Source organism: Hongsoonwoonella zoysiae (genome assembly GCF_013266695.1).
In the GTDB taxonomy this organism is placed as follows: domain Bacteria; phylum Pseudomonadota; class Alphaproteobacteria; order Rhizobiales; family Stappiaceae; genus Hongsoonwoonella; species Hongsoonwoonella zoysiae.
Genome location: NZ_JABRXF010000001.1, coordinates 1,596,806 through 1,619,139, shown reverse-complemented (window position 1 = coordinate 1,619,139; position 22,334 = coordinate 1,596,806). Strand labels below are relative to the sequence as shown.

General features: G+C 62.3%; 21 protein-coding genes. 10 read left to right on the top strand and 11 right to left on the bottom strand.

From position 1 onward, the window contains the following. Positions 1-60 precede the first annotated feature (60 nt). From HPQ64_RS07495 to HPQ64_RS07475, 6 genes are all read left to right on the top strand, one after another. Positions 61-1,014: an ABC transporter substrate-binding protein gene (locus HPQ64_RS07495; protein WP_172887740.1), complete on the top strand. Its 954-nt coding sequence runs from the start codon at positions 61-63 to the stop codon at positions 1,012-1,014. 154 nt (positions 1,015-1,168) lie between these two features. Then, positions 1,169-2,662, top strand: a complete 1,494-nt coding sequence (locus tag HPQ64_RS07490; RefSeq protein ID WP_172887739.1) for a BCCT family transporter — start codon at positions 1,169-1,171, stop codon at positions 2,660-2,662. Beyond that, complete coding sequence (locus HPQ64_RS20580) at positions 2,659-2,790, top strand: hypothetical protein (RefSeq protein ID WP_281358253.1); 132 nt, start codon at positions 2,659-2,661, stop codon at positions 2,788-2,790. The genes HPQ64_RS07490 and HPQ64_RS20580 overlap by 4 nt, the downstream gene beginning before the upstream one ends. 119 nt (positions 2,791-2,909) lie before the next feature. Then, positions 2,910-3,638 (top strand): ABC transporter ATP-binding protein, encoded by a 729-nt coding sequence (locus HPQ64_RS07485; RefSeq protein ID WP_172887738.1) that lies wholly within the window; start codon positions 2,910-2,912, stop codon positions 3,636-3,638. A 2-nt stretch (positions 3,639-3,640) separates the two neighbouring features. After that, positions 3,641-6,004 carry an ABC transporter permease gene (locus tag HPQ64_RS07480; protein ID WP_172887737.1) on the top strand — a complete coding sequence of 788 codons (2,364 nt, stop codon included), beginning with the start codon at positions 3,641-3,643 and terminating at the stop codon, positions 6,002-6,004. Positions 6,005-6,022: 18 nt separating this feature from the next. Then, positions 6,023-7,234, top strand: coding sequence for an efflux RND transporter periplasmic adaptor subunit (locus HPQ64_RS07475; RefSeq protein ID WP_172887736.1), 1,212 nt, complete (start codon positions 6,023-6,025; stop codon positions 7,232-7,234). A 266-nt stretch (positions 7,235-7,500) separates the two neighbouring features. On the opposite strand, the gene HPQ64_RS07470 is transcribed toward HPQ64_RS07475, so the two are convergent. From HPQ64_RS07470 to HPQ64_RS07425, 10 genes are all read right to left on the bottom strand, one after another. Beyond that, positions 7,501-8,871 carry an aspartate aminotransferase family protein gene (locus HPQ64_RS07470; RefSeq protein WP_172887735.1) on the bottom strand — a complete coding sequence of 457 codons (1,371 nt, stop codon included), beginning with the start codon at positions 8,869-8,871 and terminating at the stop codon, positions 7,501-7,503. A 143-nt stretch (positions 8,872-9,014) separates the two neighbouring features. Continuing rightward, positions 9,015-10,490 (bottom strand): NAD-dependent succinate-semialdehyde dehydrogenase, encoded by a 1,476-nt coding sequence (locus HPQ64_RS07465; protein ID WP_172887734.1) that lies wholly within the window; start codon positions 10,488-10,490, stop codon positions 9,015-9,017. 130 nt (positions 10,491-10,620) lie between these two features. Next, a complete protein-coding gene (locus HPQ64_RS07460) occupies positions 10,621-11,115 on the bottom strand; it encodes an Lrp/AsnC family transcriptional regulator (protein WP_172887733.1) in 495 nt (164 codons plus the stop codon). A 30-nt stretch (positions 11,116-11,145) separates the two neighbouring features. Then, positions 11,146-12,360 (bottom strand): M24 family metallopeptidase, encoded by a 1,215-nt coding sequence (locus HPQ64_RS07455; protein WP_172887732.1) that lies wholly within the window; start codon positions 12,358-12,360, stop codon positions 11,146-11,148. 32 nt (positions 12,361-12,392) lie between these two features. Next, positions 12,393-13,385, bottom strand: a complete 993-nt coding sequence (locus HPQ64_RS07450; protein WP_172887731.1) for a cyclodeaminase — start codon at positions 13,383-13,385, stop codon at positions 12,393-12,395. Further along, on the bottom strand, positions 13,375-14,379 hold the full coding sequence (gene eutB, locus HPQ64_RS07445) for a hydroxyectoine utilization dehydratase EutB (protein ID WP_172887730.1): 1,005 nt from the start codon (positions 14,377-14,379) through the stop codon (positions 13,375-13,377). Before eutB ends, HPQ64_RS07450 begins: the two co-directional genes overlap by 11 nt. Beyond that, the gene (ehuA, locus tag HPQ64_RS07440) at positions 14,379-15,200 is read right to left on the bottom strand and encodes an ectoine/hydroxyectoine ABC transporter ATP-binding protein EhuA (RefSeq protein WP_246270364.1); all 822 of its coding nucleotides are present in this window, start codon (positions 15,198-15,200) and stop codon (positions 14,379-14,381) included. The genes eutB and ehuA overlap by 1 nt, the downstream gene beginning before the upstream one ends. Beyond that, positions 15,200-15,868, bottom strand: a complete 669-nt coding sequence (ehuD, locus tag HPQ64_RS07435; RefSeq protein ID WP_172887729.1) for an ectoine/hydroxyectoine ABC transporter permease subunit EhuD — start codon at positions 15,866-15,868, stop codon at positions 15,200-15,202. Before ehuD ends, ehuA begins: the two co-directional genes overlap by 1 nt. Before the next feature lie 3 nt (positions 15,869-15,871). Next, on the bottom strand, positions 15,872-16,537 hold the full coding sequence (ehuC, locus tag HPQ64_RS07430) for an ectoine/hydroxyectoine ABC transporter permease subunit EhuC (protein WP_172887728.1): 666 nt from the start codon (positions 16,535-16,537) through the stop codon (positions 15,872-15,874). Positions 16,538-16,616: 79 nt separating this feature from the next. Continuing rightward, positions 16,617-17,465 (bottom strand): transporter substrate-binding domain-containing protein, encoded by an 849-nt coding sequence (locus HPQ64_RS07425; protein ID WP_172887727.1) that lies wholly within the window; start codon positions 17,463-17,465, stop codon positions 16,617-16,619. A 274-nt stretch (positions 17,466-17,739) separates the two neighbouring features. Between HPQ64_RS07425 and doeA the strand changes: the two genes are divergently transcribed. The 3 genes from doeA to HPQ64_RS07410 are packed head-to-tail and all read left to right on the top strand — an operon-like array spanning position 17,740 to position 20,781. Next, positions 17,740-18,924: an ectoine hydrolase DoeA gene (doeA, locus tag HPQ64_RS07420; protein WP_172887726.1), complete on the top strand. Its 1,185-nt coding sequence runs from the start codon at positions 17,740-17,742 to the stop codon at positions 18,922-18,924. A 9-nt stretch (positions 18,925-18,933) separates the two neighbouring features. Next, the gene (argE, locus tag HPQ64_RS07415) at positions 18,934-20,088 is read left to right on the top strand and encodes an acetylornithine deacetylase (RefSeq protein ID WP_172887725.1); all 1,155 of its coding nucleotides are present in this window, start codon (positions 18,934-18,936) and stop codon (positions 20,086-20,088) included. Positions 20,089-20,124: 36 nt separating this feature from the next. Then, positions 20,125-20,781: a GntR family transcriptional regulator gene (locus tag HPQ64_RS07410; RefSeq protein ID WP_343035942.1), complete on the top strand. Its 657-nt coding sequence runs from the start codon at positions 20,125-20,127 to the stop codon at positions 20,779-20,781. A gap of 42 nt (positions 20,782-20,823) precedes the next feature. Here HPQ64_RS07410 and HPQ64_RS07405 read toward each other — a convergent pair whose 3' ends face one another. Next, positions 20,824-21,345 (bottom strand): TlpA disulfide reductase family protein, encoded by a 522-nt coding sequence (locus tag HPQ64_RS07405; protein WP_172887723.1) that lies wholly within the window; start codon positions 21,343-21,345, stop codon positions 20,824-20,826. 291 nt (positions 21,346-21,636) lie between these two features. Here HPQ64_RS07405 and HPQ64_RS07400 point away from each other — a divergent pair, with 291 nt between their 5' ends. After that, positions 21,637-22,314: an NnrU family protein gene (locus HPQ64_RS07400; protein WP_172887722.1), complete on the top strand. Its 678-nt coding sequence runs from the start codon at positions 21,637-21,639 to the stop codon at positions 22,312-22,314. Positions 22,315-22,334 lie beyond the last annotated feature (20 nt).

Sequence of the window (22,334 nt, the reverse complement as noted above, 5' to 3'; positions counted from 1 at the left end):
GTCACCTGATGGCCAAACCGCCTGTTCGAAACGGGACAGGGCAACAGAGGGAGAAACGCGATGGGAGTGACAAACGCATTCAAGGCCCTGGCGGTCGTGACGGCACTCGCCTTGCCGGCATCGGCGGCGGCGCAGGAAACCTCGGTGATCGGGGTGTCGATCCCGGCGGCGACGCACGGCTGGGCGGGCGGCATGAACTACCACGCGCAGGAAGCGGTGAACCGGCTGGAAGAAGCCTATCCGCAGCTCGACTTCGTTCTGGCGACCGCCAGCGACCCCGGCAAGCAGGTGAGCGACATCGAGGACATGATGGCCACCCGCGACATCGACGCGCTCGTCGTGCTGCCGTTCGAATCCGACCCGCTGACAGGGCCGGTGAAACGCGTGGCGGAAGCCGGCAAATGGGTGACCGTCGTCGACCGCGGACTGTCCGAAGACGGCATCGAGGACCTTTATGTCGCCGGCGACAACCCGGGCTTCGGCCGGGTGGCGGGCGAATATTTCAGGCAGCAATTGCCGGACGGCGGCAAGATCGTGGTTTTGCGCGGCATTCCCACCACCATCGACAACGAACGCGTGGAAGCCTTTCAGGCAGCACTCGAGGGTAGCGGCATCGAGATCCTCGGCATGGAGCACGGCAACTGGAACCGTGACGACGCCTTTACCGTGATGCAGGATTTCCTGTCGAAATATCCCGAGATCGACGCGGTCTGGGCGTCCGACGACGACATGGCCGTGGGCGTGCTGGAAGCCATCAACCAGGCCGACCGCGCCGAGGAGATGTGGGTGCTGGGCGGCGCCGGCATGAAGGAAATGATCAAGCGCGTCATGGACGGCGACAGGATGATCCCGGTGAATGTCACCTATCCGCCGGCTATGATCGCCTCGGCGATCGAGATGACGGCGCTGAAGTTCGTTTCAAACGCGCCCGTTTCCGGCCGGTTCATCATCGGCTCGGTGCTGATCACGCCGGAAAACGCCGAAAGCTATTACTTCCCCGACAGCCCGTTCTGATCGGAACCTTCCGGAACGTCCCGGGACGGCCCCCTTCGCGGGGGCCGTTTTTTTTCGCGTTCCAGCTTGCGGTGGCGCCGATTGATCGGGAACAATCCTTCCGTAGCGGAAATATATTGGATTCTCAGGAATTCGATCCGGCGGGGGCAAGGCCTTGTTCAATAATCCGAAGCTGCTTGCGGCCCTTGCCCTGACGGGTGCAATCGCGGTGTGGGGGATCGCCGACACGCAAGGGCTGGCGGAATTCGCCAATAATCTCGTCACCATCCAGTTCACGAGCCGGGCATGGTTCATCATGCTGACGGTGAGCTTCATGCTGTTCGTGTGCCTGGGACTTGCGCTGTCGAAATACGGCAGGGTGAAGCTGGGCGAAGACACGGACGAGCCGGAATTTTCAACCGTCTCGTGGCTGACCATGCTTTTCGCCGCCGGAATGGGCGTCGGCCTGCTCTACTGGGGGACGGCGGAACCGCTCACGCATTACTCCCTCATCGCCGAATATGAAGACCCGCGCAAGGCGGCAAGCACGGCGCTTTTCGTCACCAATTTTCACTGGGGCCTGCACGCCTGGGCGATCTACGGACTGACGGGGCTGGTGATCGCATATTTCGGCTTCCGGCGAGGATGCCCGAGCCTTGTCGGCTCGCCGATCGTCCATGCGCTTGGGCAAAACAAGATCACGTCAGCCGTCGCCTGGGTTTGCGATCTTCTGGCGATCGCGGCAATCGCCATCGGCGTCGGCGGGTCTATCGCCATGGGCGTCTTTCAGGTGAAGGAAGGGGTGGATGCGCTTTTCGGCCTGAGCGGGACGGGCCTCGGGCTGACGCTTGCGATTTTCGTGGTGCTTTGCCTTGCCTACGCCCTGCCGCTGGTAGTCGATCTGTCGAAGGGCATGGCGGTTCTTTCCAACACGGCGATGGGAGTGGCGGGGGGTCTGCTCGTTTTCGTGCTGCTGGCCGGGCCCACGCACTTCCTGATGGGCGGCGTGCTGCAATCCATCGCCGACTATGCGAGCAACGTCCTGCAGCAGGGATTCAGGACCTACACCTTCATGGACGAGAACATCGGCGGATGGTTTCAGGCCTGGACGCTGACCTACATGGTCTGGTGGCTCGCCTGGGCGCCCTTCGTCGGCGTCTTCATCGCCCGCATTTCCAGAGGCCGCACGATCCGGGAGTTCATCGTCGGCGTGATCTTCGTGCCGACGGGCTTTTCGATCCTGTGGTTCGGTGTTTTCGGCGGGATCGGATTTTACGGCGTGTTGAATACCGACGCACCGGTCATGGAACTGGTGCGCGACAACGTGAGCGCCGTGGCCTTCGTCCTGCTCCAGCACCTGCCGTTTTCCACGCTGACGATTTTCGCCGTCGTCGCCGCCGCATTCCTCTTCATCGTCACGAGCGTCGTCAGCGCCGCCTTCGTGCTCGGCATGTTCTCGACCGGCGGCGATCTGAACCCGAGCGCACGCGTCAAGCTGAGCTGGGGCGTGGTGCTGGGCGCGCTCGGCCTGGTCATGATCCTGTCAGGCAGCATCGACGCGGTGAAGTCCATCATCGCGCTCGGCGCACTGCCCTTCGTCTTCATCGTCATGCTGCTCGTGGTCTGTTTCCTGAAGGTCCTCAAACACGAGGAGATACCCGCGCAATGAGCAATTTCACCGACACGATCCTGAATATTGAGGTCTTCGCCTTCATCGCGCTGCTTGCGTGGCTATACCTCGCGCCGATCGGCGTGGATGCGCCGAGGGGTAGCGGCGACGATGCGCCCGGCGGTTGATTCATGCCGGCCCGCGGTTTCAACCCCGAACCCGACCGGGAAGGCGACAATCCCGCTTTGTATCTCCGGCTTGAGGGATATCAACGCAGCGTCAGGCTTCGGCTATAGTCTGACCCATCATGCAACCCGCACCCGAGCCTGCGCCGCAAATCGTTTTCGACGTCAAGGACGTGACCAAGGTCTATCACACCGGGGAAGTGGACGTGCGCGCGCTGAACGGGGTGAGCCTGAAGCTCTACGAGGCGGAGATGGCCGTGCTGCTTGGCCCGTCGGGGAGCGGCAAGTCCACCCTTCTCAACATCCTGGGCGGGCTCGACCAGGCGACGAGCGGCACGGTGCATTTCCGCGGGCAAAACCTGACCGCCTTTTCCGAACGCCAGTTGACGCGATACCGGCGGGAAAACGTCGGCTTCGTGTTCCAGTTCTACAACCTTATCCCGAGCCTGACGGCCTGGGAAAACGTGGCGCTGGTCACGGAAGTCGCCAAGAACCCGATGCCGCCCGACGAAGCGCTTGCCATGGTCGACCTGAGCGACCGGATGACGCATTTCCCGGCCCAGCTTTCCGGCGGCGAACAGCAGCGCGTCGCGATTGCACGCGCCATCGCCAAGCGCCCGGAAGTGCTCTTGTGCGACGAACCGACGGGCGCGCTCGATTCCAGGACCGGCGTTCTGGTGCTGGAGGCGCTGACCCGCATCAACGAGGAACTGGGCACGACGACGGCGATCATCACCCATAACGCCGGCATCCAGGCGATTGCCCACCGTGTCATCAGCTTCATCGACGGCAAGATCGCGGCCACACATGAAAACGAAAGCCGCATCGCCCCATCGCAGGTGACCTGGTAGCCATGCGCATGCTCGACCGCAAACTTACCCGCGATCTCCTGCGCCTTTGGGCGCAGGCACTGGCGGTCGCCATGGTCATGGCCTGCGGGGTGATGACGATCATCATCGCCGTCGGCGCTTGGCGCTCGCTGGAGGAAACGCGCTCCGCCTTTTACGACCGCTACCGCTTCGCTTCCGTATTCGCCACCGCCACACGCGCACCGCGAACGCTGAAGGCGCGCATTGAGAACATTCCGGGCGTTGCCGCAGCCGAGTTGCGCACCGTCCACTACACGCTCCTGGACGTGGAGGGCATGCCGGAGCCGGCAACCGGCATCGCGGTCTCCCTGCCCGAATTCGGCGAGCCGGAGGCAAACCGCGTCTACATCCGCAAAGGGCGGCTGCCGGAACCCGCACGCACCAGCGAAGTGGCGGTGACCGAAACATTCGCCAACGCTCACGGGCTTGTGCCGGGCAACAGCTTTTCGGCGCTGCTCAACGGCCGCAAGCGCGAACTCACGATTACCGGCATCGTGCTTTCGCCGGAATATATCTACGCCATCGGCCCGGGCGACATGGTGCCCGATCCGCGCCGCTTCGGCGTGCTTTACATGCCGGGCAAGGTGCTGGAAGGCATCTTCGACATGGAAGGCGCCTTCAACGACGTGGCGATCACCACGCTGAGGCACGCCAATACCGACCGGATCATCGAGCAGCTCGACGACATCCTGAAACCCTACGGCGGAACCGGCGCCTACGACCGCGAAGACCAGATGTCGCACGCGTTCCTGGATAGCGAACTGACGTCGCTGAAAGCCATGGCGATGGTGATCCCGCCGATCTTCCTGTTCATCTCCGCCTTTCTCGTGAACATGATCCTTTCACGCCTGATCGCGCTGGAGCGAGAGCAGATCGGCCTTCTGAAAGCGGTCGGTTACGGCAATCTCGACGTCGGCTGGCACTACGCGAAGCTCGTCATCGTGATATCGATGGTCGGGCTTGCCATAGGCTCGATCTTCGGGACATGGCTCGGACGCGGCCTGACCGAGCTTTACGCCAGGTTCTATTCCTTCCCCTTCCTGATATTCCGTCAGACGCTGGACCTCTACCTTATCGCGGGCGGCATTACGGCGGGTGCAGCCCTTTCAGGAGCCGCGAAGGCGATATGGGCGACAGTATCCCTTCCGCCGGCTGTGGCGATGCGCCCGCCAGCGCCGACGCGCTACCGCAGCATTTTTCTTGCTCGCCTGCAGGAGGTGCGCATTTTCTCCCAGCTTACCGTCATGGCGCTGCGCCATCTGATCCGCTGGCCCGTGCGCTCGGCGCTGACAACGCTTGGCACCGCGCTTTCCGTGGCGCTGCTTGTGACGGCGCTTTTTTCCTACGATTCAATCGATTTCATGATCGATGCGATCTTCTTCCGCGCCGACCGGCAGGACGCAACGCTGACCTTCAACAACGAGCAGGGACCATCGGCGCTGCAAAGCGTTGCCGCCCTGCCCGGCGTGCTGAAAGCGGAGGGCTTTCGCACCACTCCGGTGATGCTGAGGAACGGGCACCGCGAGCGGCGAGCGGCGATTACGGGACTTCCCGACAGCCCCGACCTTTCACGCATTCTCGACCTCGACCTCAACCCCGTGCCGCCCGTACCCGTCGGCCTGCTTCTTTCCGAACGCGTCGCGGATATTTTGCACGTTCGCGTCGGCGACATGCTGGAAGTGGAACTGCAGGAAAAGGACGACCGCGTGGTGGAACTGCCCGTGACCGGCGTCATCCAGAGCTATGTGGGGCTTTCCGTCTTCATGAGCCTTGAGGCGCTGAACCGGGTGATGATGGACGGGGAACGGATTTCCGGCGCGCGCGTTCTCATCGATAACAACCGCCTCGACGAGCTTTACGCGCAGATCAAGGCGACGCCGGAACTGGGCTCCATCGCGCTGCAGGGCGTGTCGCGCAAGCTGTTTCGCGAAACCGTGGAAGAAAACATCACCATCATGACGACGCTTTATGTGGCGCTTGCGGTCATCATAACCTTCGGCGTCATCTATAATTCCGCCCGTATACAGCTTTCGGAACGCGCACGCGAACTCGCGAGCCTGCGTGTCTTCGGCTTCACCCGGGCCGAGGTTTCGGGCGTGCTTCTGATCGAACTCGGTGTCATCGTGTTCGTGGCGCAGCCGCTTGGCTGGGGGCTCGGCTACGGGTTTTCCTGGTCCGTCGTCCAGGGGTTCGAAAGCGATCTCTTCCGGATACCGCTGATCGTCTCTTCCGAAACATTCGCCGTCTCAAGCCTTGTCGTGCTGGGGGCGGCCGTAATCTCCGCCCTGATCGTCCGCCGCCGCGTCGACAGGCTCGACCTTGTGCGGGTTTTGAAGACCCGCGAGTAGTTGATTGGGGAATGAACGATGCGCCTTTGGCTGAAACGCCTCTTCTTCACGGCACTCGCGCTCGTCATCGCGGGTGGATTTTACGTCGCGCTCAAGGAAAAGCCAATTCTCGTCGACGTCGCACGGGTTACCGCCGGGCCGATGCGGGTGACCATCGACGAGGAAGGCGAAACGCGCGTGCGCGACGTCTACACCGTTTCCTCTCCCATGGACGGACATCTGGAACGCATCGAACTGGAAGAAGGCGATGGCGTGAAGGCGAACGACACGATCATCGCCTCGATCCGCCCGCTCGACCCGCCGTTTATCGACGAACGCACGCGCACCGAGCTTCTCGCGGCGCTCGAGGCCGCACGCTCCGCCGTCAAGGTCGCCGAAGTGGAACTGACGCGAGCCGAAGTCGCGCTTTCGCTGGCGAAATCGGAATACCAGCGGGCCTCAAAGCTCGCCAATACCAACATCATCTCCCAAAGCCAGCTCGAGAAGGCCTATAACGCCGTGCAACTGCAGGAAGCCCAGGTGGAAAGCGCAAAGGCGAACATTCGCCTGAGGAACGCCGAACTGGACAGCGCGCGGGCGCGCATCACGCAAACACGCGAACTGCAGGCGCATCATTCCGGCGAGGATTGCTGCATGGACATCACCGCGCCGGTGAACGGCGTGGTTCTGGACGTGATCGCCGAGAGCGAACAGGCCGTTACCTCGGGCACGAAGCTTGTCGACATCGGTGATCCGCAAGACCTCGAGATCGCCGTAGATCTTCTTTCAAGCGACGCGGTGAAGATAAAACCCGGAACGAAGGTCGCGATCACCGAATGGGGTGGCGACGAAGACCTGCAAGCGACCGTGCGGCGCATAGATCCGGCGGCATTTACCAAGGTTTCCGCGCTCGGCATCGAGGAGCAGCGCGTCAATGTGATCCTCGACCTCGACGAGGTGCCGGAAGGACTTGGCCACGGCTACCGCGTGTTCGCGCGGCTTACCATATGGTCGGGCGAGAACGTGCTGCAGGTGCCCATCGGCGCGATCTTCCGTGCCAACGGCAACTGGTCGGTCTTCGCGGTGGCGGATGGCAAGGCGGATTTGCGCCGGATTCGCCTCGGCCACATGAACGCGTCGAATGCCGAGGTTCTGGAAGGGCTTTCCGACGGCGATAGCGTGATCCTTTACCCCAACGACCTGTTGAGCGACGGCAGCCTGGTGGAGGACCGGGAGGCGGAGGGAGGTTGAGGAGCCGAAGGGGCGCGCGATATGAGGGGTGTCATCCCGGACAAGGGAAGCAAAGCTGACCGCTGATCCGGGATCCAGAAATCGGCTGCGGGCGACGCCCGCACAAAATTCAAGACGCGCTATCGCGCGATATACGCGCTGGATCCCGGCTCTCGCGATGCGCTGAAGCGCACACGGGCCGGGATGACGTTCTTCGTGAAGCTAAAGCTTTTCATTGCAGGTAAGTGCCGGAGACGGATGCCGCCGGCACTTTCCAAAGCAATCCGTCAACCGAGAACGTTCGAAACCGCCCTGACCGTCTTGTCGACGATTTCGTCGGCTTCGGCCCTGGAGAGCGTGAGAGGCGGAGCGAAGCCCAGGATATCGCCCTGCGGCATGGCGCGGCCGATAACGCCTTCCTTCAGGAGCGCGCCGGCAACCGCCGGACCGACCTTCTTCGAGGGATCGAAGAAGGTACGCGAAGCCTTGTCCTCGACGAATTCCACTGCGGCCAGCATGCCTTCGCCACGCACTTCGGCGACGTTTTTGTGCGCCGACAATGCATCGCGCAATTTGCCCAAGAAATAAGCTCCGGTTTCACCGGCGTTCTTCACGAGGCCAAGCTCGTCGATCAGCTTCAGGTTGGCCACACCCGCAGCCGCCCCTATCGGGTGGGCCGAATAGGTCCAGCCGTGGCCGATTGCGCCAAGCTCGTCCGTGCCCTGCTCCAGCACCTTCCAGACGCGGTCCGACACGATGGAGCCCGAAAGGGGCGCATAGGCCGAGGTGAGGCCCTTGGCGATGGTGATGAAATCCGCCTCGATGCCGTAATGAGCGGAGCCGAACATGGAGCCGAGACGGCCGAAGCCGGTCACGACCTCATCGGCGATGAGAAGAATATCGTGCTTCTTCAGCACCTTCTGGATCGCCTCCCAGTAACCGGCGGGCGGAGGAACGATGCCGCCCGTGCCAAGCACAGGCTCGCCGATGAAGGCGGCGATGGTGTCCGCCCCTTCCCGCTCGATCAGCGCCTCAAGCTCGGACACGCAATAGGCGACGAAATCCGCCTCGCTCATGGAAAGGTCCGGGCGGTGCAGGTAATGCGGCGCGACGGTGTGAAGAACCGTCGAAAACGGCAGGTCGAACTTCTTGTGGAAGAGCTCAAGCCCGGTGAGCGAGCCTGTCATCAGGCCAGAGCCGTGATAGCCGCGCCAGCGGGAAATGATCTTCTTCTTCTCCGGCCGACCAAGCACGTTGTTGTAATACCAGACAAGCTTGATGTTGGTCTCGTTCGCATCCGATCCGCCGAGGCCGAAATAAACCTTCGACATGTTCTCAGGCGCGCGCTCCATGACCATCTTCGCGAGGGTGATCGAGGTTTCCGTGCCGTGGCCGACATAGGCGTGATAATAGGCAAGCTCCTTCGCCTGTTTGGCGATGGCCTCGGCGATTTCATGACGGCCGTAACCGACGTTCACGCAGTAAAGGCCGGCGAAACCATCCAGCAGGCGGGTTCCGTCACGGTCCTCGATGTAGACGCCCTTGCCGCCGGTGACGATCCGGTTCGGGCTTTCGCCGCGCGCATGCTGGGCGAGATGCGTGGAGGGGTGGAAGAAGTTCTCCCGGTCCCACTGGTCGAGCTGATCGTTCTTGAGCATTTTGTTTTTCTCCCGTTTCAGAAACTTAGAGCATATCCCGCGAAATCTGGATCGGATGTCGCGATAAGGATATGCTCAAGACATTGAATCTGGAGCGATTTCTTATCGACCGGACGATCCCGTCCGGCAGGAAAGCGCTCTAGTCACGCCCAGTCGCGGCAAACGTATTTCACTTCCGTGAAAGCCTCCAGACCGAGGCGCGCGCCTTCTCGCCCCAGGCCCGACTGCTTGAACCCGCCGAAGGGGATCGGCGCGCCGGTAACTTTCGTGCGGTTGACGGCGACCATGCCGAACTGCAAGGCGCGGCTTGCGCGGTAGATGCGGCGCGGATCCTGCGTGTGCAGATAGGCGATCAGGCCGTATTCGGTGTCATTGGCGCGCTTGAGCACCTCTTCTTCCGTGTCAAAAGGGGCGACTGCCGCGACGGGGCCGAAGGTTTCCTCATGCATGATGAGGGCATCCGAGGGAACATCGCCGATCACCGTCGGCTCGAAGAAGAGATCGCCTGCGTGATGGCGCTTGCCGCCGGCGAGCAGCTTCGCACCGCGCTGGATGGCATCCGCGACATGCTCCTCCTGCTTTTTCACCGCCTTTTCGTTGATGAGCGGGCCGATGTCCGGATCCTCAAGGCCGTTTGCCACCGAAAGCTCGGCCGTGCGCTCGGCGAAACGCTCGCAGAATTCGTCATATACGCTACGCTCCACGAAAAAGCGGTTGGCACCAAGGCAATCCTGACCGGAGGTGGCGAATTTCGCCTTGACCGCTTCCTCCACCGCAAGATCGAGATCGGCATCGGCGAAGACGATGAATGGCGCATGGCCGCCAAGCTCCAGCACCAGATGTTTCACCGTTTCCGCGCACTGGCGATAGAGAAGCTTGCCGACCGGTGTCGACCCGGTGAAAGAAAAGGCGCGCACGCGGGCGTCCTTCGTCCAGGGCTCGACGACGGTTGCGGCGTTGCCCGTGACGACGTTGAAGACGCCCTTCGGGATGCCCGCACGCTCCGCCAGTTCGGCAAGTGCAAGCCCTGAAAACGGCGTTTCATGCGAGGGATGCACCACGACGGTGCAGCCGGCGGCAAGGGCCGCGGCGGCTTTTCGGGTGATCATGGCGGAGGGGAAATTCCACGGACAGACGAGAGCCGCGACGCCGACAGGCTCGCGCCAGAGCTCAACCTCGGCATCGGGCAGATGCGAAGTCACGCCCTCGATATTCGGGCGCTTGGCTTCTTCCGCATAGAATTCGATGAAAGAGGCGGCGTAGTCGATTTCGCCGCGCGCCTCGGAAATCGGCTTGCCCTGCTCAAGCGTCATGAGGACGGCAAGATCCTCGCGATTTTCGATCAGATGCTCATACCAGCGGCGAAGGATCGCGGAGCGCTGCTGCGGCAGGAGGGCCGCCCATTCGGGAAACGCCGCTTGCGCCGCATCGACGGCGGCGGAGCTTTCTTGCGCCGACAAGCTCACCACCTCACCGACCCAACCGCCGTCGGCAGGGTTGGTGACGCGGATCGACGCGCCGCTCTCCGAGGCCGTCCACTTGCCGTCGATATAGGAAAACTGGCGGAAAAGCCGCGGATCGGCGATCCGCGAGGCTGCGGTCATCTGCGCAACGGACATGGTCCCCGCTCCCTTATTGTCGAGTTGGCGGGAAGGTAAGCGGTTTTCCGCAGACGGTTTTTTCGAAGTTCGGGCCTCTGGCCGAAGGATCGGCTTTATTGATCGGGCGAAAGAGTGGTTTGTTCTGCGCTCACCCCGCTCCTCCGATGTCCGGCAGAAGCGTTTCGAACGGCATGACGTTTCCGCTCTTCACCGGCTTCGTAACGATATAGGTGAAGTAGCGCACGAGCCCGAGGTTTGCGTCCAGCAACTGGTCGATCAGGCGCTGATAGCTGTCGATATCGCGGGCGACGATCTGCAACAGATAGTCGAAGCCGCCGCCAAGCGCCCAGCAGGCGACGATTTCCTCATGTTTTTGGACCGCACGCTCAAACGCCTGGAAATTTTCCGAGCGATGGCTTTCAAGCTCGGCCGCGACGAAAACGACCACATGCGGGGCGACCTTCTTGAGCGACACTTCCGCATGATAGCCGACGATGACGCCCGCTTCCTCAAGCCGCTTCAGCCGCTCCCAGCAAGGGCTGGGACTGAGGTTCACCCGGCGCGCGAGATCGGCCTTGGAAATCCGCCCCTCGGCGGATAGCACCTTCAATATCTGAATATCGCGGTCGTCGAGCCTCAGCATCGCGCCTTTCCGAACGGATCATGCTTGCGTTCAGACACCTGTAGGCCCCGGCGGCGTCTTTGTCAGCACCTCAGCACCTTCCGGGGCGAGGAGAACGGTGTTGGAGACGAAGAAATTTCCCCGCCCGGTCTCGGTGAACCAGGACATGGCGTGAAAGGTCATGCCTTCCTTGATCTCAAGATCGCTGTCGTGGCGAAGCCCCGTTACACGGTTACCCCCGGTCCACGACGGCGGAAAGCCGATGCCGACCAGATACCCGCAGTGGTGGCGCCGGTAATGCGGCATGCCGGCGTCATTCACCACATGCTGCCAGGCGGCATAAACATCGCGCGCCCTGACGCCGGGGCGAAGCCCGTCAAGGATCGCCTGAAACGCCGACTTCGCGATCTCCGCCATTTCGGCATCCGCGTCAGGCACCCCGCCGATATGGACGAGACGGCCTTGCGGGGCGTTGTAACGGGCGACACAACCCGCGATTTCCAGAAACACGCGTTCTCCGGCGCGGTAAACGCCCTGACCCCAAGTCGTATGCTCTTCGGCCATGCGCGCGTCCGGACGAATGAACGGGCCGAAGCCGGGCGGCGTGCCGCCGGCGCGCGTCATCGCGGCAAGACATTCCGCCGCCACGTCCATTTCGGACGCGCCGTCATGAATGGCGGCGATAGCGGCCTGCGTGCCTGCATCGCCAGCAAGCGCCGCGCGGCGCATCATCTCCTGCTCTTCTGAAGATTTCACGAGCCGCAACTCATCGACAAGACCGGTCACATCGACCCATTCGATATCCTCCAGGCTGTCGCGCAAGGCGCGGCCGAAACCGTAGGAATGGCCGGCGGACCATGTTTCCATGCCGATGCGCCGGGCGCGGCCCGGCAGGGCGGCGATCACATCTTCCGCCTGCTCCAGTGTTTCGCGCTGGCGGCGCTGTGCCGTTGGCCGGTTCTGGAGATGCCGCACGGCCATGTCGGCCGCCGTCTCGCTGTCGGAATGGCCCTCGAAGAGAGCGTTCCTGACCTGATGGGCGATGGTGACCCGCTCCATGGCGCGGGTGATGAGCACCATCTGATCGTCCGCCGGGACGATCAACAGATGGGGCGCGAAGTAGCCCCAATGGTCGAGGCCGGTGAGATAAAAGATATTTTCCGGCGTCGACAGCATGATGAGATCGAGGTCGCGCGCCTGAATTCGCTCACGCACGGCGGCGTGCCTGCGGGCAAGCTCCTCATCGGAAAACGGGTTGGCATACATCGTTGAGCCCTCAACACCGCAAGCCCCTGCCCTCAGGCGCGTATGGTCGTACCCGCGCCGACGGAGGCCACGCATTGCAGCGCATGAGTGGCGATCGCCGTATCCTGCGCGCCCGTGCCCGTCAGGTCGCAAATCGTGATGTCTTCAGCCGAGCGCCGCGCGGGAACCGCGCCGGTAACGACGGCCCCGAGTTCGGCAGGCATGTCGCCGCTCCACAGCCCGGCGGCAATCGCCGTGCGAAGCTCGCCCAGCGCCTCGCACTGGCTGACCCGGTCACAGATATAGGCGCTCGCATCGACAAGGGCGCGCGGCTCGATCTCGTTCTTCTCGCCCTGGTCGGACCCCATCGCCGTGACGTGAAGGCCCGGATGCAGCCAATCCGCCTTGAAGACAGGCTCACGCGAGGGCGTCGTCGTCACGACAAGCTGGCTTTCGGCCACAAGGCGGGCGGGATCGGCCTCCGCCCGCGCTTCGATGCCGAGCGTTTCGGCAATGTCTCTGGCGCAGGCTTCCGCTTTCGCCATGTCACGCCCCCAGACGAGCACGCGCGAGAAGCGACGGACGAGATGGGCGGCCTCCATCTGCAGGCGCGCCTGCACGCCCGTACCGATGACGCCTGCCGTTTCCACATTTTCGGGCGCCATGTGACGCGCGGCGACGGCCCCGGCGGCGGCCGTGCGAACATCCGTCAGGTAGCCGTTGTCGAGAAAGAGCGCTTCCACGAGGCCGGTTTTCGCCGAAAACAGGATCATCAGCCCGTTGAGGCTTGGGAGACCCAGCTTCGGATTGTCGAAAAAGCCGGGGCTGACCTTGATCGCAAAACCGTCAAACCCCGGAATATAGGCCGTCTTGACGTCGACCTCGCCATTCGCCTCCTCGATCGCCATGGAAAGGATCGGCGGCATGACGACCTTGCCGGTGGCGAGCGCGGCAAAGGCATGCTCCACCACGTCGATGGCCGCAAGGTCGAGTTTCACCGCCTCGCGAAGTTCGGTTTCCGTCAGGATCTTGATGTCATGCGCCATAGCGCCGTCCCTTGATGGTAAGATCGCCCAGGGTCACGTCCTGCCCCGTGACGACACGCGTGAAGACTTCCATATCGACATTGCGGCCGGTGACGATGGTGGCGACAGGGCCTTTCGGCTTCGGCAGCTTGCCCGACTGCATGGCGGCGATGCCGACGACGCAAGCACCTTCCGCCACGATCCTGTCCTCGTAGTAAAGCGTCTGCATGGCGCGGTAGATCTCTTCTTCCGTAACCAGCACGACATCGTCGAGGTAATCCCGGCAAAGGGCGAAGGACAGGCGGTTTTCCAGGCCGATGCCGCCGCCGAGCGAATCCGCAAGGCTTGCCACTTCCTGCACCTCCACCGGATGGCCGGCAAGAAGCGAGGCGTGCATGGCAGCCCCCCGGTCCATCGAAATGCCGATGACCTTCACATCCGGCCTGATGGCTTTGGCCGCGCGCGCGACACCGCCGGCAAGCCCGCCGCCCGAAAGGGGCACGAGGATGGTGTCGAGATCCGGCCGATCCTCGAAAAGTTCAAGCCCGATGGTGCCCTGCCCTGCGATCACGTAAGGATCGTCGAACGGCGAGATTTCGGTAAGGCCTTCGGCCTCGCAAAGCCTGAGGCTTTCGGCAAGCGCATCGTCCTGGCTTCTGCCGGTAATGCGCACATCCGCGCCCAGCGCCCGGATGCCGTCGACCTTTGTTTGCGGCACGAGCGAGGACATGCATATGACCGCCGGAATGCCCTTGGCGCGCGCAGCATAAGCCACGCCGCGCCCGTGGTTGCCGGTGGAACAGCAGGTTACGCCCCTGGCCCCCTCGCCAAGGTTGAAGACGGCGTTGACCGCGCCGCGCAGCTTGAAAGCCCCAATGGGCTGCGTGTTCTCTAGCTTAAGAAGAAAGTCCTGCCCGGCGACGGAACTCATGTGAAGCGATGGCACGAGGGGCGTACGCGCGACCGTGCCGGAAATCGTATTGCGGGCGGCAAGAATATCGGCGAGGTCAAGCATCAGGAGGCTTCCTTCACCGCGCTCAGGAACTGCTGCGTGCGCTCCCTTTGCGGATTGCCGAAAAGATCTTCCGGTTTGCCCTGCTCCTCGATCCGGCCACCGAAGAAGAAACACACGCGATCCGAAATATCCTTCGCGAAGCCCATCTGGTGCGTGACCATGAGCATCGTCAGGTTATGCTCGGCCACAAGCCTGCGGATGACGTTCGTCACCTCGCCTATCACCTCCGGATCGAGAGCCGACGTCACCTCGTCGAAGAGCATCACCTTGGGCCGCATTGCGAGCGCGCGCGCGATCGCCACGCGCTGCTGCTGGCCGCCGGAAAGGCGCGAGGGATGCTGGTCACGCTTGTCGGCCATGCCGACCATCTCCAGAAGCTCCTCGGAGCGTTCGCGCGCTTCCCGCTTCGGCAGACCCAGAACATGTACCGGGCCTTCCATGCAGTTCTCGATCGCCGTCATATGCGGGAACAGGTTGAAATGCTGGAAACACATGCCGATATTGGCGCGCATTTTCCGCAAATAGCGATTGTCGGCAGGCACGAGCCCGCCGTTGCCCGGCATGTGGGTGAGCGGCTTTCCATCCACATAGATGACGCCCTCGTTGATCGTTTCAAGCGTCATCAGCATGCGAAGCACGGTCGTCTTGCCGGAGCCGGATGGCCCGATGATCGTCACCATCTCGCCCTCGGCGACATCAAGATCGAGCGAATCGAGCACTGTGAGGTCGCCGTAGCGCTTTGTGACCTTGCTGAAGCGGACCATGGGCACATCCGCACCCTCAAGCTCCAGCGGAAAATCGGACAGGGTTTCCTTTGTCATCAGCTCATTCCGAGTTGTCTGCGCACCCAGGCCTCGAAGACCCTGATGAGGGCGGCGGTCGGCAGGGAGATCGCAAGGAATATTACGCCAACGAGCGTATAGGGCTCGAGGAAACGGTAACTTTCGGAGCCGATCGCATTGGCGGTGTGCATGAGCTCGGCGACACCGATCACCGACAGCATCGGTGTATCCTTGAAGATGCCGACGAGATAATTGCCCATGCCGGCAAGCGACGGCGGCAGCGCCTGCGGGATGATGATGCGAAAATAGGTGCGCGCGGGGCTGAGGTTGAGCGCAAGCGAGGCTTCCCACTGGCCCTTGGGCACGCTTTCAAGCCCGCCGCGGTAAACCTCCGAAAGGTAGGCCGCGTAATGCAGGCCGATGGCGATCATGCCCGCCGTCCAGGGCGCAAGCCGAATGCCGAACTGCGGCCCGACATAGAAGACGAAGAAGATCTGCAGCACCAGCGGCGTGGAGCGGATGAACTCCACGAGTTCGCGCACCGCATAGGTAAGTGCGCGGTAGGGCGTGCGCTGCGCGAGCGCAAGCACGAGGCCGAGCACGACGGCTATCGCATAGCCGGCGCCGGCGGCCATGAGCGTGTTGACGGTCGCCAACAACAGGCGGGGCAATATTTCGAAGGTGAAGTCCCATCGCCAGTCGAACATTTGTCACGCCCTCCCCATCTTGCGCGCCATGACGCGCTCAAGCCAGCGCATGAACGGCGTGATGACGAAGCGCGACATCACGTAATAAATGACGAGCGCCGTGCCGAACGCCTGAGCGGACAGGAAGGTGGTGGAATTGATCTGCTTGGATTCGAACATTAGGTCGGCGACGGAAATCAGCGAGACGAGCGCCGTGCCTTTCAAAAGCTCGATCAGGAGGTTTCCCCAAGGAGGAAGCATGTTGAGGAACGCCTGGGGGAAGATGACCCTGATCATCCTCTTGGCGGGCGACATGTTGAGCGCCAGCGCCGCCTCCCACTGGCCCTTGGGCACGGAGAGGATCGCGCCGCGCACAAGCTCCGCGCCATAGGCGCCGAGGTTCATGCCCACCGCCACGAAACCGGCGGTGAACTTTTCCAGCGAGATGCCGAAGAGCGGCAGCACGAAGAAGATCCAGTAAAGCTGAACCAGAAGGGACGTTCCGCGAAAGATCTCGATATAGACCGTCGCGAACCATCTGACGGGCACACTCCTGGAAAGCCGCATCAGCCCCATCGCCACGGCGATCGCTATCGCAAGCGCAGCGGCCAGCACCGTCTGCATGGCGGTAACGACCGAGCCATCGACGAAACGGGGACCGAACTCGGCGAGGAACTCAAGGTAGCTCATGCCGGGGTTCCGAAGATTGATTTTCAGGAAAGAAGACCGGGCGGGCTACGTCCGCAGCCCGCCCGCGAAACCGCCAGCGTCAGCGATTGGAGCAGACCCACTCGGTCGTCACGTCGCCCGGAAGCTGGGATTCGGTGTAGCCGTATTCCGCCACCGTGCCGAGCATGTCGGCAGACCCCAGATATTCCTTCTGGGCGGCGTTGAACTTGTCGAGGAAGTCCTGATCGGCGTCGCGGAAGGCGATACCGACCCAGTTCAGCGTCCAGTCGGGCAATGCGCCGGGATCGGTCACGTCAACCTCGTCTTCCGATTCCTTGGCAAGATTGAGCGCCGTGAAATAGGTCACGCCGCCGGCATCCGCGCGGCCCGCCTTGACCGCGGCGAGAATTTCGGTCGGTCCGGGAACGGTCAGGATATTCCCCTCCGGAACGCCTTCCTTCTTGGCGGCCTCGACGGTGTTGTACCCCGCGCCCGTGACGAAGAGCGCGTCCTTTTCCTTCAGATCCTGATAGTTCTCGATGCCCTTGGGATTGCCCTCGGCGACGATGAAGGCATCGCCGAACCGGCCCATCGGCTCGGAAAACGCGACGTTCTCGCAGCGGCTTTCAAGGATGTACATGCCGCCGGTGATGAGGTCGAAACGATTGGCCTTGAGCCCCGGAATGAGCCCTCCCCATTCGGTCACGACCGGCTCAATATTGTCATAGCCCATCTGCTTCAGGACGCCGATGGTATAGGCGTTGACGAAGCCGAGCGGCTTGTTGTTCTCGCCCGGATAGGCCCAGGGAACCTCGTTGGCAAAGCCCAGACGGATTGTTTCGCCGCTTTCGATCCGCTCCATCAGCGGACCGGCCTGAACCGATACCGCACCAAAGGTGACGGCTGCGACACCGGCGGCGAGAATGCCTTTCAAGAACGTACGCCTCATGTGCTTATCCCCTTTTTTATGGTGATGGAAAACCCGCGCCATCAGCGCGGTTGTGTACAGCATTGCGTTAAATGACGATATGTCAACGCATGCGACCTTGGAATGTCGCTTTTAAGCTATTGGCTTGCCGCATAGATGTATACAAATAGAGCGGTAAGCCGATTTTTCCGGCCAGGACTTGGCAAGAGCCGGCAAAAGCGCTCACATCCATCGAAAATCAGGGCCGCTTGAAAGAGTCGGTCACGGCGCGTCCCGTTTCATGTCAGGAGGATCAATGCCCGCGTCGCAGCTTCCCTTTTCGCAAGCCGAGTATGAACGCCGCCTCGCCAAGGTGCGCGAGGCCATGGCCGCACAGGAAATAGACCTGCTGTTCATAGAAGACCCGGCCAACATGGCGTGGCTGACCGGCTACGACGGCTGGTCGTTCTACGTCCACCAGGGCGTCCTGGTGTTCCACGACGAAGAACCGATCTGGTGGGGCCGGCGCCAGGACGCGAACGGCGCCGTGCGCACCGTGTGGATGCAGGACGAGCGCGTGTCCTGGTATCCCGACCACTACGTCCAGTCGACGCTCTGCCACCCGATGGAGATGCTGGCCGCCCACATCCGCGACAAGGGATACGGGGGAAGCCGCATCGGGCTTGAGCTTGAGAACTACTACTTCTCGGCCAAGGCGTATCTCACGCTTCAGGAAGAATTGCCCGATGCCTATTTCGTCGACGCCACAGCGATGGTGAATTGGCAGCGGGCGGTGAAATCCGACGAGGAAATCGTCTTCATGCGCCAGGCGGCGCGCATCTCCGAAAAGGTGTTCGACGGGGTGCTCGAGCGCATCGAACCGGGCATGAAGAAGAACGACCTCGTTGCCGAGATCTATGCCGATGCGATACGAGGCGTGGGCGACGGTTGGGGCGACTACCCCTCCATCGTGCCGCTTCTGCCGAGCGGATCGGACGCGGCCGCCCCGCACCTCACATGGGACGGGCGCACGTTCCAGAAGGACGCCGGAACGTTCTTCGAACTGGCCGGCTGCTACCGGCGCTATCACGCGCCGCTCTGCCGCACGATCTACCTCGGCAAGCCGCCGCAACATATTCTCGACGCCGAAAAGGCGCTGATCGAGGGACTGGAAGCCGGCCTTGAAGCCGCGCGCGCCGGCAACATGGCCGCAGATGTCGCCCGTGCGCTGGCGATCCCGCTGGAGCGCGCCGGCATCGACAGGGCGGCGCGCGCCGGCTATCCGATCGGCCTGTCCTATCCGCCCGACTGGGGTGAGAGGACGATCTCCATCCGCCTTGAGGACGAAACGGTTCTGGAGCCTGGAATGACCTTCCATTTCATGCCGGGCCTTTGGATGGAGGACTGGGGGCTTGAGATTACCGAGAGCATCCTCATCACGCCGGACGGACCGGCCGAGTGCCTTTGCGACCGGCCGCGCCAGCTTTTCGTCAAGGACTAGGACTAGGCCATGATCGAGGAGACGAAGGCGATCCTGGGCGACCTGATCGCCTTTCCGACCGTATCGGCGGACAGCAACCTGGAACTTATCGCCTATGCCGCCGACCGGCTGGCCCATTGCGGTGCGCGCATCACGATGTCGCGCGACGAGACGGGCCACAAGGCGAACATCTTCGCCACCCTCGGCCCGGAGGAGGACGGGGGCATCGTGCTGTCCGGCCACTCGGACGTCGTGCCGGTGGAAGGCCAGAACTGGACGAGCGACCCTTTCGCAATGACGGAAGCGGACGGAAAGCTTTACGGGCGTGGCGCCTGCGACATGAAGGGCTTCATCGCGGCAACGCTCGCGATGGCGCCGCACTATGCCGGGCTTGAGCTGAAACGCCCGGTCCACTTCGCCTTCACCTATGACGAGGAAGTCGGTTGCCTCGGCGCGCGCAAGCTGGTGGACGAACTGAAGGGGATGGATATCCGGCCCTCCATTGCCATCATCGGCGAACCGACGGACATGCGCATCATCGAGGGGCACAAGGGCTGTTACGAATATACCACCCAGTTCACCGGGCTTGCCGGACATGGATCGGGACCCGACAGGGGTGTCAACGCGGTGGAATATGCCGTGCGTTACATCTCGCGCATGATGGCGCTCCAGGACGAACTGAAAAAACGCGCGCCCGCCGGCAGCCGTTTCGATCCGCCATGGTCGACGCTGCAGGTGGGCCTGATGGAGGGCGGACAGGCGCGCAACGTCATCCCCAGCCACTGCACTGTGGAATGGGAAATGCGCCCTGTCGTGACCGGTGACGCGGATTTCGTGAAGGCGCACTTGCGCGAATACTGCGAAGACGTTCTTTTGCCGACCATGCGCGCGGTTTCCAAGGATGCGGATATCGTGACCCATGTCATCGGCGAGGTGGAAGGACTGGAGCCCGCTGGCGACAACGAGGCCCGGCGGATCGTTTCCGAACTGACCGGGGCGAACAGCGCCGATGTGGTTGCCTTCGGCACTGAAGCCGGCCTCTTCCAGGCGCAGGGAATTTCGGCCGTGGTCTGCGGCCCGGGCTCAATCGAGCAGGCGCACAAGCCGGACGAATACGTGAGCGTCAAGCAGATGGAAGCCTGCCTCGACATGTTGCGCAAGCTCGGCGGCAAACTCACGTCCTGAGCCATGGAGGAAACCGTCGGCAAGGCAGGAGATGAAGTGAAACAAAGCGCGGCGCGGGCCCGGTTCAAGCGGCTTCACGACACGCTTCGCACGCGCATTTGCCTGCTCGACTATGCTCCGGGAACGCGGCTCGGCGAGGAGGCGCTGGCTGAAGAATTCGGCGTCAGCCGGACGCCGCTGAGGCGCGTGCTGGCCCAGCTTGAAGCCGAAGGCCTTGTCCAGTCCTTGCAAGGGGTTGGCACCATCGTCACCGATGTGGAAATCGCCGCGCTGACGCAGGTTTATCAATTGCGCATGGAACTTGCCGAGCTTTTCGGCAAGCTTTCGCCCGTCGAACCGGATGACAACCTCATCGCGGAGTTCCGCTCCCTGCTCGCAAGAGGAGGCGAACTGCAGTCGCAACCCGACCCACGGGCGTTTGCGGAGCTGAACATGGAAGTCTTCAACGCACTTTTGCAACTGACGGAGAACGAACCGCTTCGAGAAATTTCGGAACGTCTCTACTACCAGACCACGCGTATCTGGCTGAAATCCATTTCAAGACTCGACCTTGCCTACGAAATCGCCATCTTCACGCGCGAGGTGGCGGATATTCTTGCCGCCATCGAGATCGGCGATCTTTCCGCCGTCGGCCACATCCGCCGCTCGCATATTTCCATGAGCTTCACCCGCCTGAAGCAATACGCCGGATAGCGGACGCTACCCGGCGTGTCCGCGTTAGGGTTTCAGGAAACCTCAGCCCTGCGCGTCGATGATACCCTGGAAAAAAGCGATGAACTCGGGGCTGTCCCAATCGGCCTCGCCGATGTAGCTGCCGATCTGGCGGCCTTCGGCATCGAGAAAGAACGTCGCCGGCAGACCGAACATGAAGAACGACTTCGCCACATTGTTTGAAGGGTCTGTCAGAACCGGCAACGACTTGATGCCGAATTCCTCGAAGAAGGCGTCGACCTTCGGCTTGCCGCCGCGATCCACCGACAGCGCCAGAACCTGGAACTTGTCGCTGCCGAGCTTGGCCTGGAGATTGTCCAGAAGCGGCATTTCCCGGCGGCAGGGGCTGCACCAGGTCGCCCAAACGTTAAGGAGAACAACCTTGCCCTTGTAGTCGGCAAGGGTCTTTTCCTTGCCCTCGCCATCCATGAAGACGAACTGCTTCACGTCCTTGGGTTGGTCAAAGAGCGGAATATTCACCGCCTCGACGGCGTGGGCGCTTGCAACGCCGAACAGAAAAATCACCGCGGCAAAAAGCTGTCTCATGCCAAACCTACTCCGTTCATGCCGTTCCGCATTTGCGAATACGCTGCAAATCCGTAAAAGGATCGCAGGCCTTCGGGGAACGGCGAATTCAAACCATGCGCGGGCAAGCCGACGGCCTGCCCCGCCCTTTCGGCGGCGATAATCTCCCGCAACGGCCTCTTGAGACGAATGAGAATCGCGTGAACGTTCGTGAGCTTCACCGTGAGGCGCTTGACGCCGTCCGTCGAACGCGCTCACGTCCGCTGCGAGGTTTTTGAGGATCAGCGGGTTAAACTCCCCCGGAGCCAATTCATGATATCCTTCCTTGCCGCAATCGCCGCATTCTTCGCCGCCCACTCGATCCCGGCGATCAAGCCGGTTCGCGCAGCCCTTGTCGGCGCGATGGGCCTGCGCGGATATCTCGCCGCTTATAGCGCGCTTTCGCTTTCGCTCCTGGCCTGGGTGATATGGGCCGCCCTCAACGCGCCTTATGTGGAGCTTTGGGGCCAGCCGCAATGGGCCTGGCATCCCGCCCTTTTCCTTGCCTCGCTCGGCATTCTCATCGCCACCTTCGGCCTCATTCGCCCGAATCCGCTGTCGATCTCGCTCAATTCAGCGCGCTTCGACCCTGCCCGGCCCGGCCTCACCGCCTATCTGCGCCATCCCGTCCTGACCGGCTTCCTGCTCTGGGGAACCGGGCATCTGCTCATCAACGGTGATGTCGTGCTCGTGGTGCTCTTCGGCGCGATGACGCTCTTCGCAGCACTCGGCCCGGCGATCGTCAACCGCCGCATTGCAAGGCGCTTGGGCGCGGAGGAGCGCGGTCAACTGATCGAAAACATTACAAGAGCACGCAAAACGCGGCCCTTCCTCTCGCTTTTCGGTATCTGGGATGCCCTGGGCCTGATTGCGGGCCTTGCCGCGGTGGCGGCGCTTCTCGGCGGCCTGCATCTCGTCCTTTTCGGAGCCGATCCGCTTGCAGGAGTGTGACAGGCGCGGCATGACAGGCA

Bases quoted from the DNA above. Each gene is read 5' to 3' on its own strand.
- ehuD (WP_172887729.1), bottom strand. From the start codon at position 15,868: ATGTTCGACTGGCGATGGGACTTCACCTTCGAAATATTGCCCCGCCTG.
- HPQ64_RS07405 (WP_172887723.1), bottom strand. From the start codon at position 21,345: ATGAGACAGCTTTTTGCCGCGGTGATTTTTCTGTTCGGCGTTGCAAGC.
- HPQ64_RS07460 (WP_172887733.1), bottom strand. From the start codon at position 11,115: ATGCTGAGGCTCGACGACCGCGATATTCAGATATTGAAGGTGCTATCC.
- HPQ64_RS20580 (WP_281358253.1), top strand. From the start codon at position 2,659: ATGAGCAATTTCACCGACACGATCCTGAATATTGAGGTCTTCGCCTTC.
- ehuC (WP_172887728.1), bottom strand. From the start codon at position 16,537: ATGAGCTACCTTGAGTTCCTCGCCGAGTTCGGTCCCCGTTTCGTCGAT.
- HPQ64_RS07495 (WP_172887740.1), top strand. From the start codon at position 61: ATGGGAGTGACAAACGCATTCAAGGCCCTGGCGGTCGTGACGGCACTC.
- HPQ64_RS07400 (WP_172887722.1), top strand. From the start codon at position 21,637: ATGATATCCTTCCTTGCCGCAATCGCCGCATTCTTCGCCGCCCACTCG.
- HPQ64_RS07480 (WP_172887737.1), top strand. From the start codon at position 3,641: ATGCGCATGCTCGACCGCAAACTTACCCGCGATCTCCTGCGCCTTTGG.
- argE (WP_172887725.1), top strand. From the start codon at position 18,934: ATGATCGAGGAGACGAAGGCGATCCTGGGCGACCTGATCGCCTTTCCG.
- HPQ64_RS07465 (WP_172887734.1), bottom strand. From the start codon at position 10,490: ATGTCCGTTGCGCAGATGACCGCAGCCTCGCGGATCGCCGATCCGCGG.
- eutB (WP_172887730.1), bottom strand. From the start codon at position 14,379: ATGCTTGACCTCGCCGATATTCTTGCCGCCCGCAATACGATTTCCGGC.
- HPQ64_RS07455 (WP_172887732.1), bottom strand. From the start codon at position 12,360: ATGTATGCCAACCCGTTTTCCGATGAGGAGCTTGCCCGCAGGCACGCC.
- HPQ64_RS07485 (WP_172887738.1), top strand. From the start codon at position 2,910: ATGCAACCCGCACCCGAGCCTGCGCCGCAAATCGTTTTCGACGTCAAG.
- HPQ64_RS07450 (WP_172887731.1), bottom strand. From the start codon at position 13,385: ATGGCGCATGACATCAAGATCCTGACGGAAACCGAACTTCGCGAGGCG.
- doeA (WP_172887726.1), top strand. From the start codon at position 17,740: ATGCCCGCGTCGCAGCTTCCCTTTTCGCAAGCCGAGTATGAACGCCGC.
- HPQ64_RS07475 (WP_172887736.1), top strand. From the start codon at position 6,023: ATGCGCCTTTGGCTGAAACGCCTCTTCTTCACGGCACTCGCGCTCGTC.
- ehuA (WP_246270364.1), bottom strand. From the start codon at position 15,200: ATGACAAAGGAAACCCTGTCCGATTTTCCGCTGGAGCTTGAGGGTGCG.
- HPQ64_RS07470 (WP_172887735.1), bottom strand. From the start codon at position 8,871: ATGCTCAAGAACGATCAGCTCGACCAGTGGGACCGGGAGAACTTCTTC.
- HPQ64_RS07425 (WP_172887727.1), bottom strand. From the start codon at position 17,465: ATGAGGCGTACGTTCTTGAAAGGCATTCTCGCCGCCGGTGTCGCAGCC.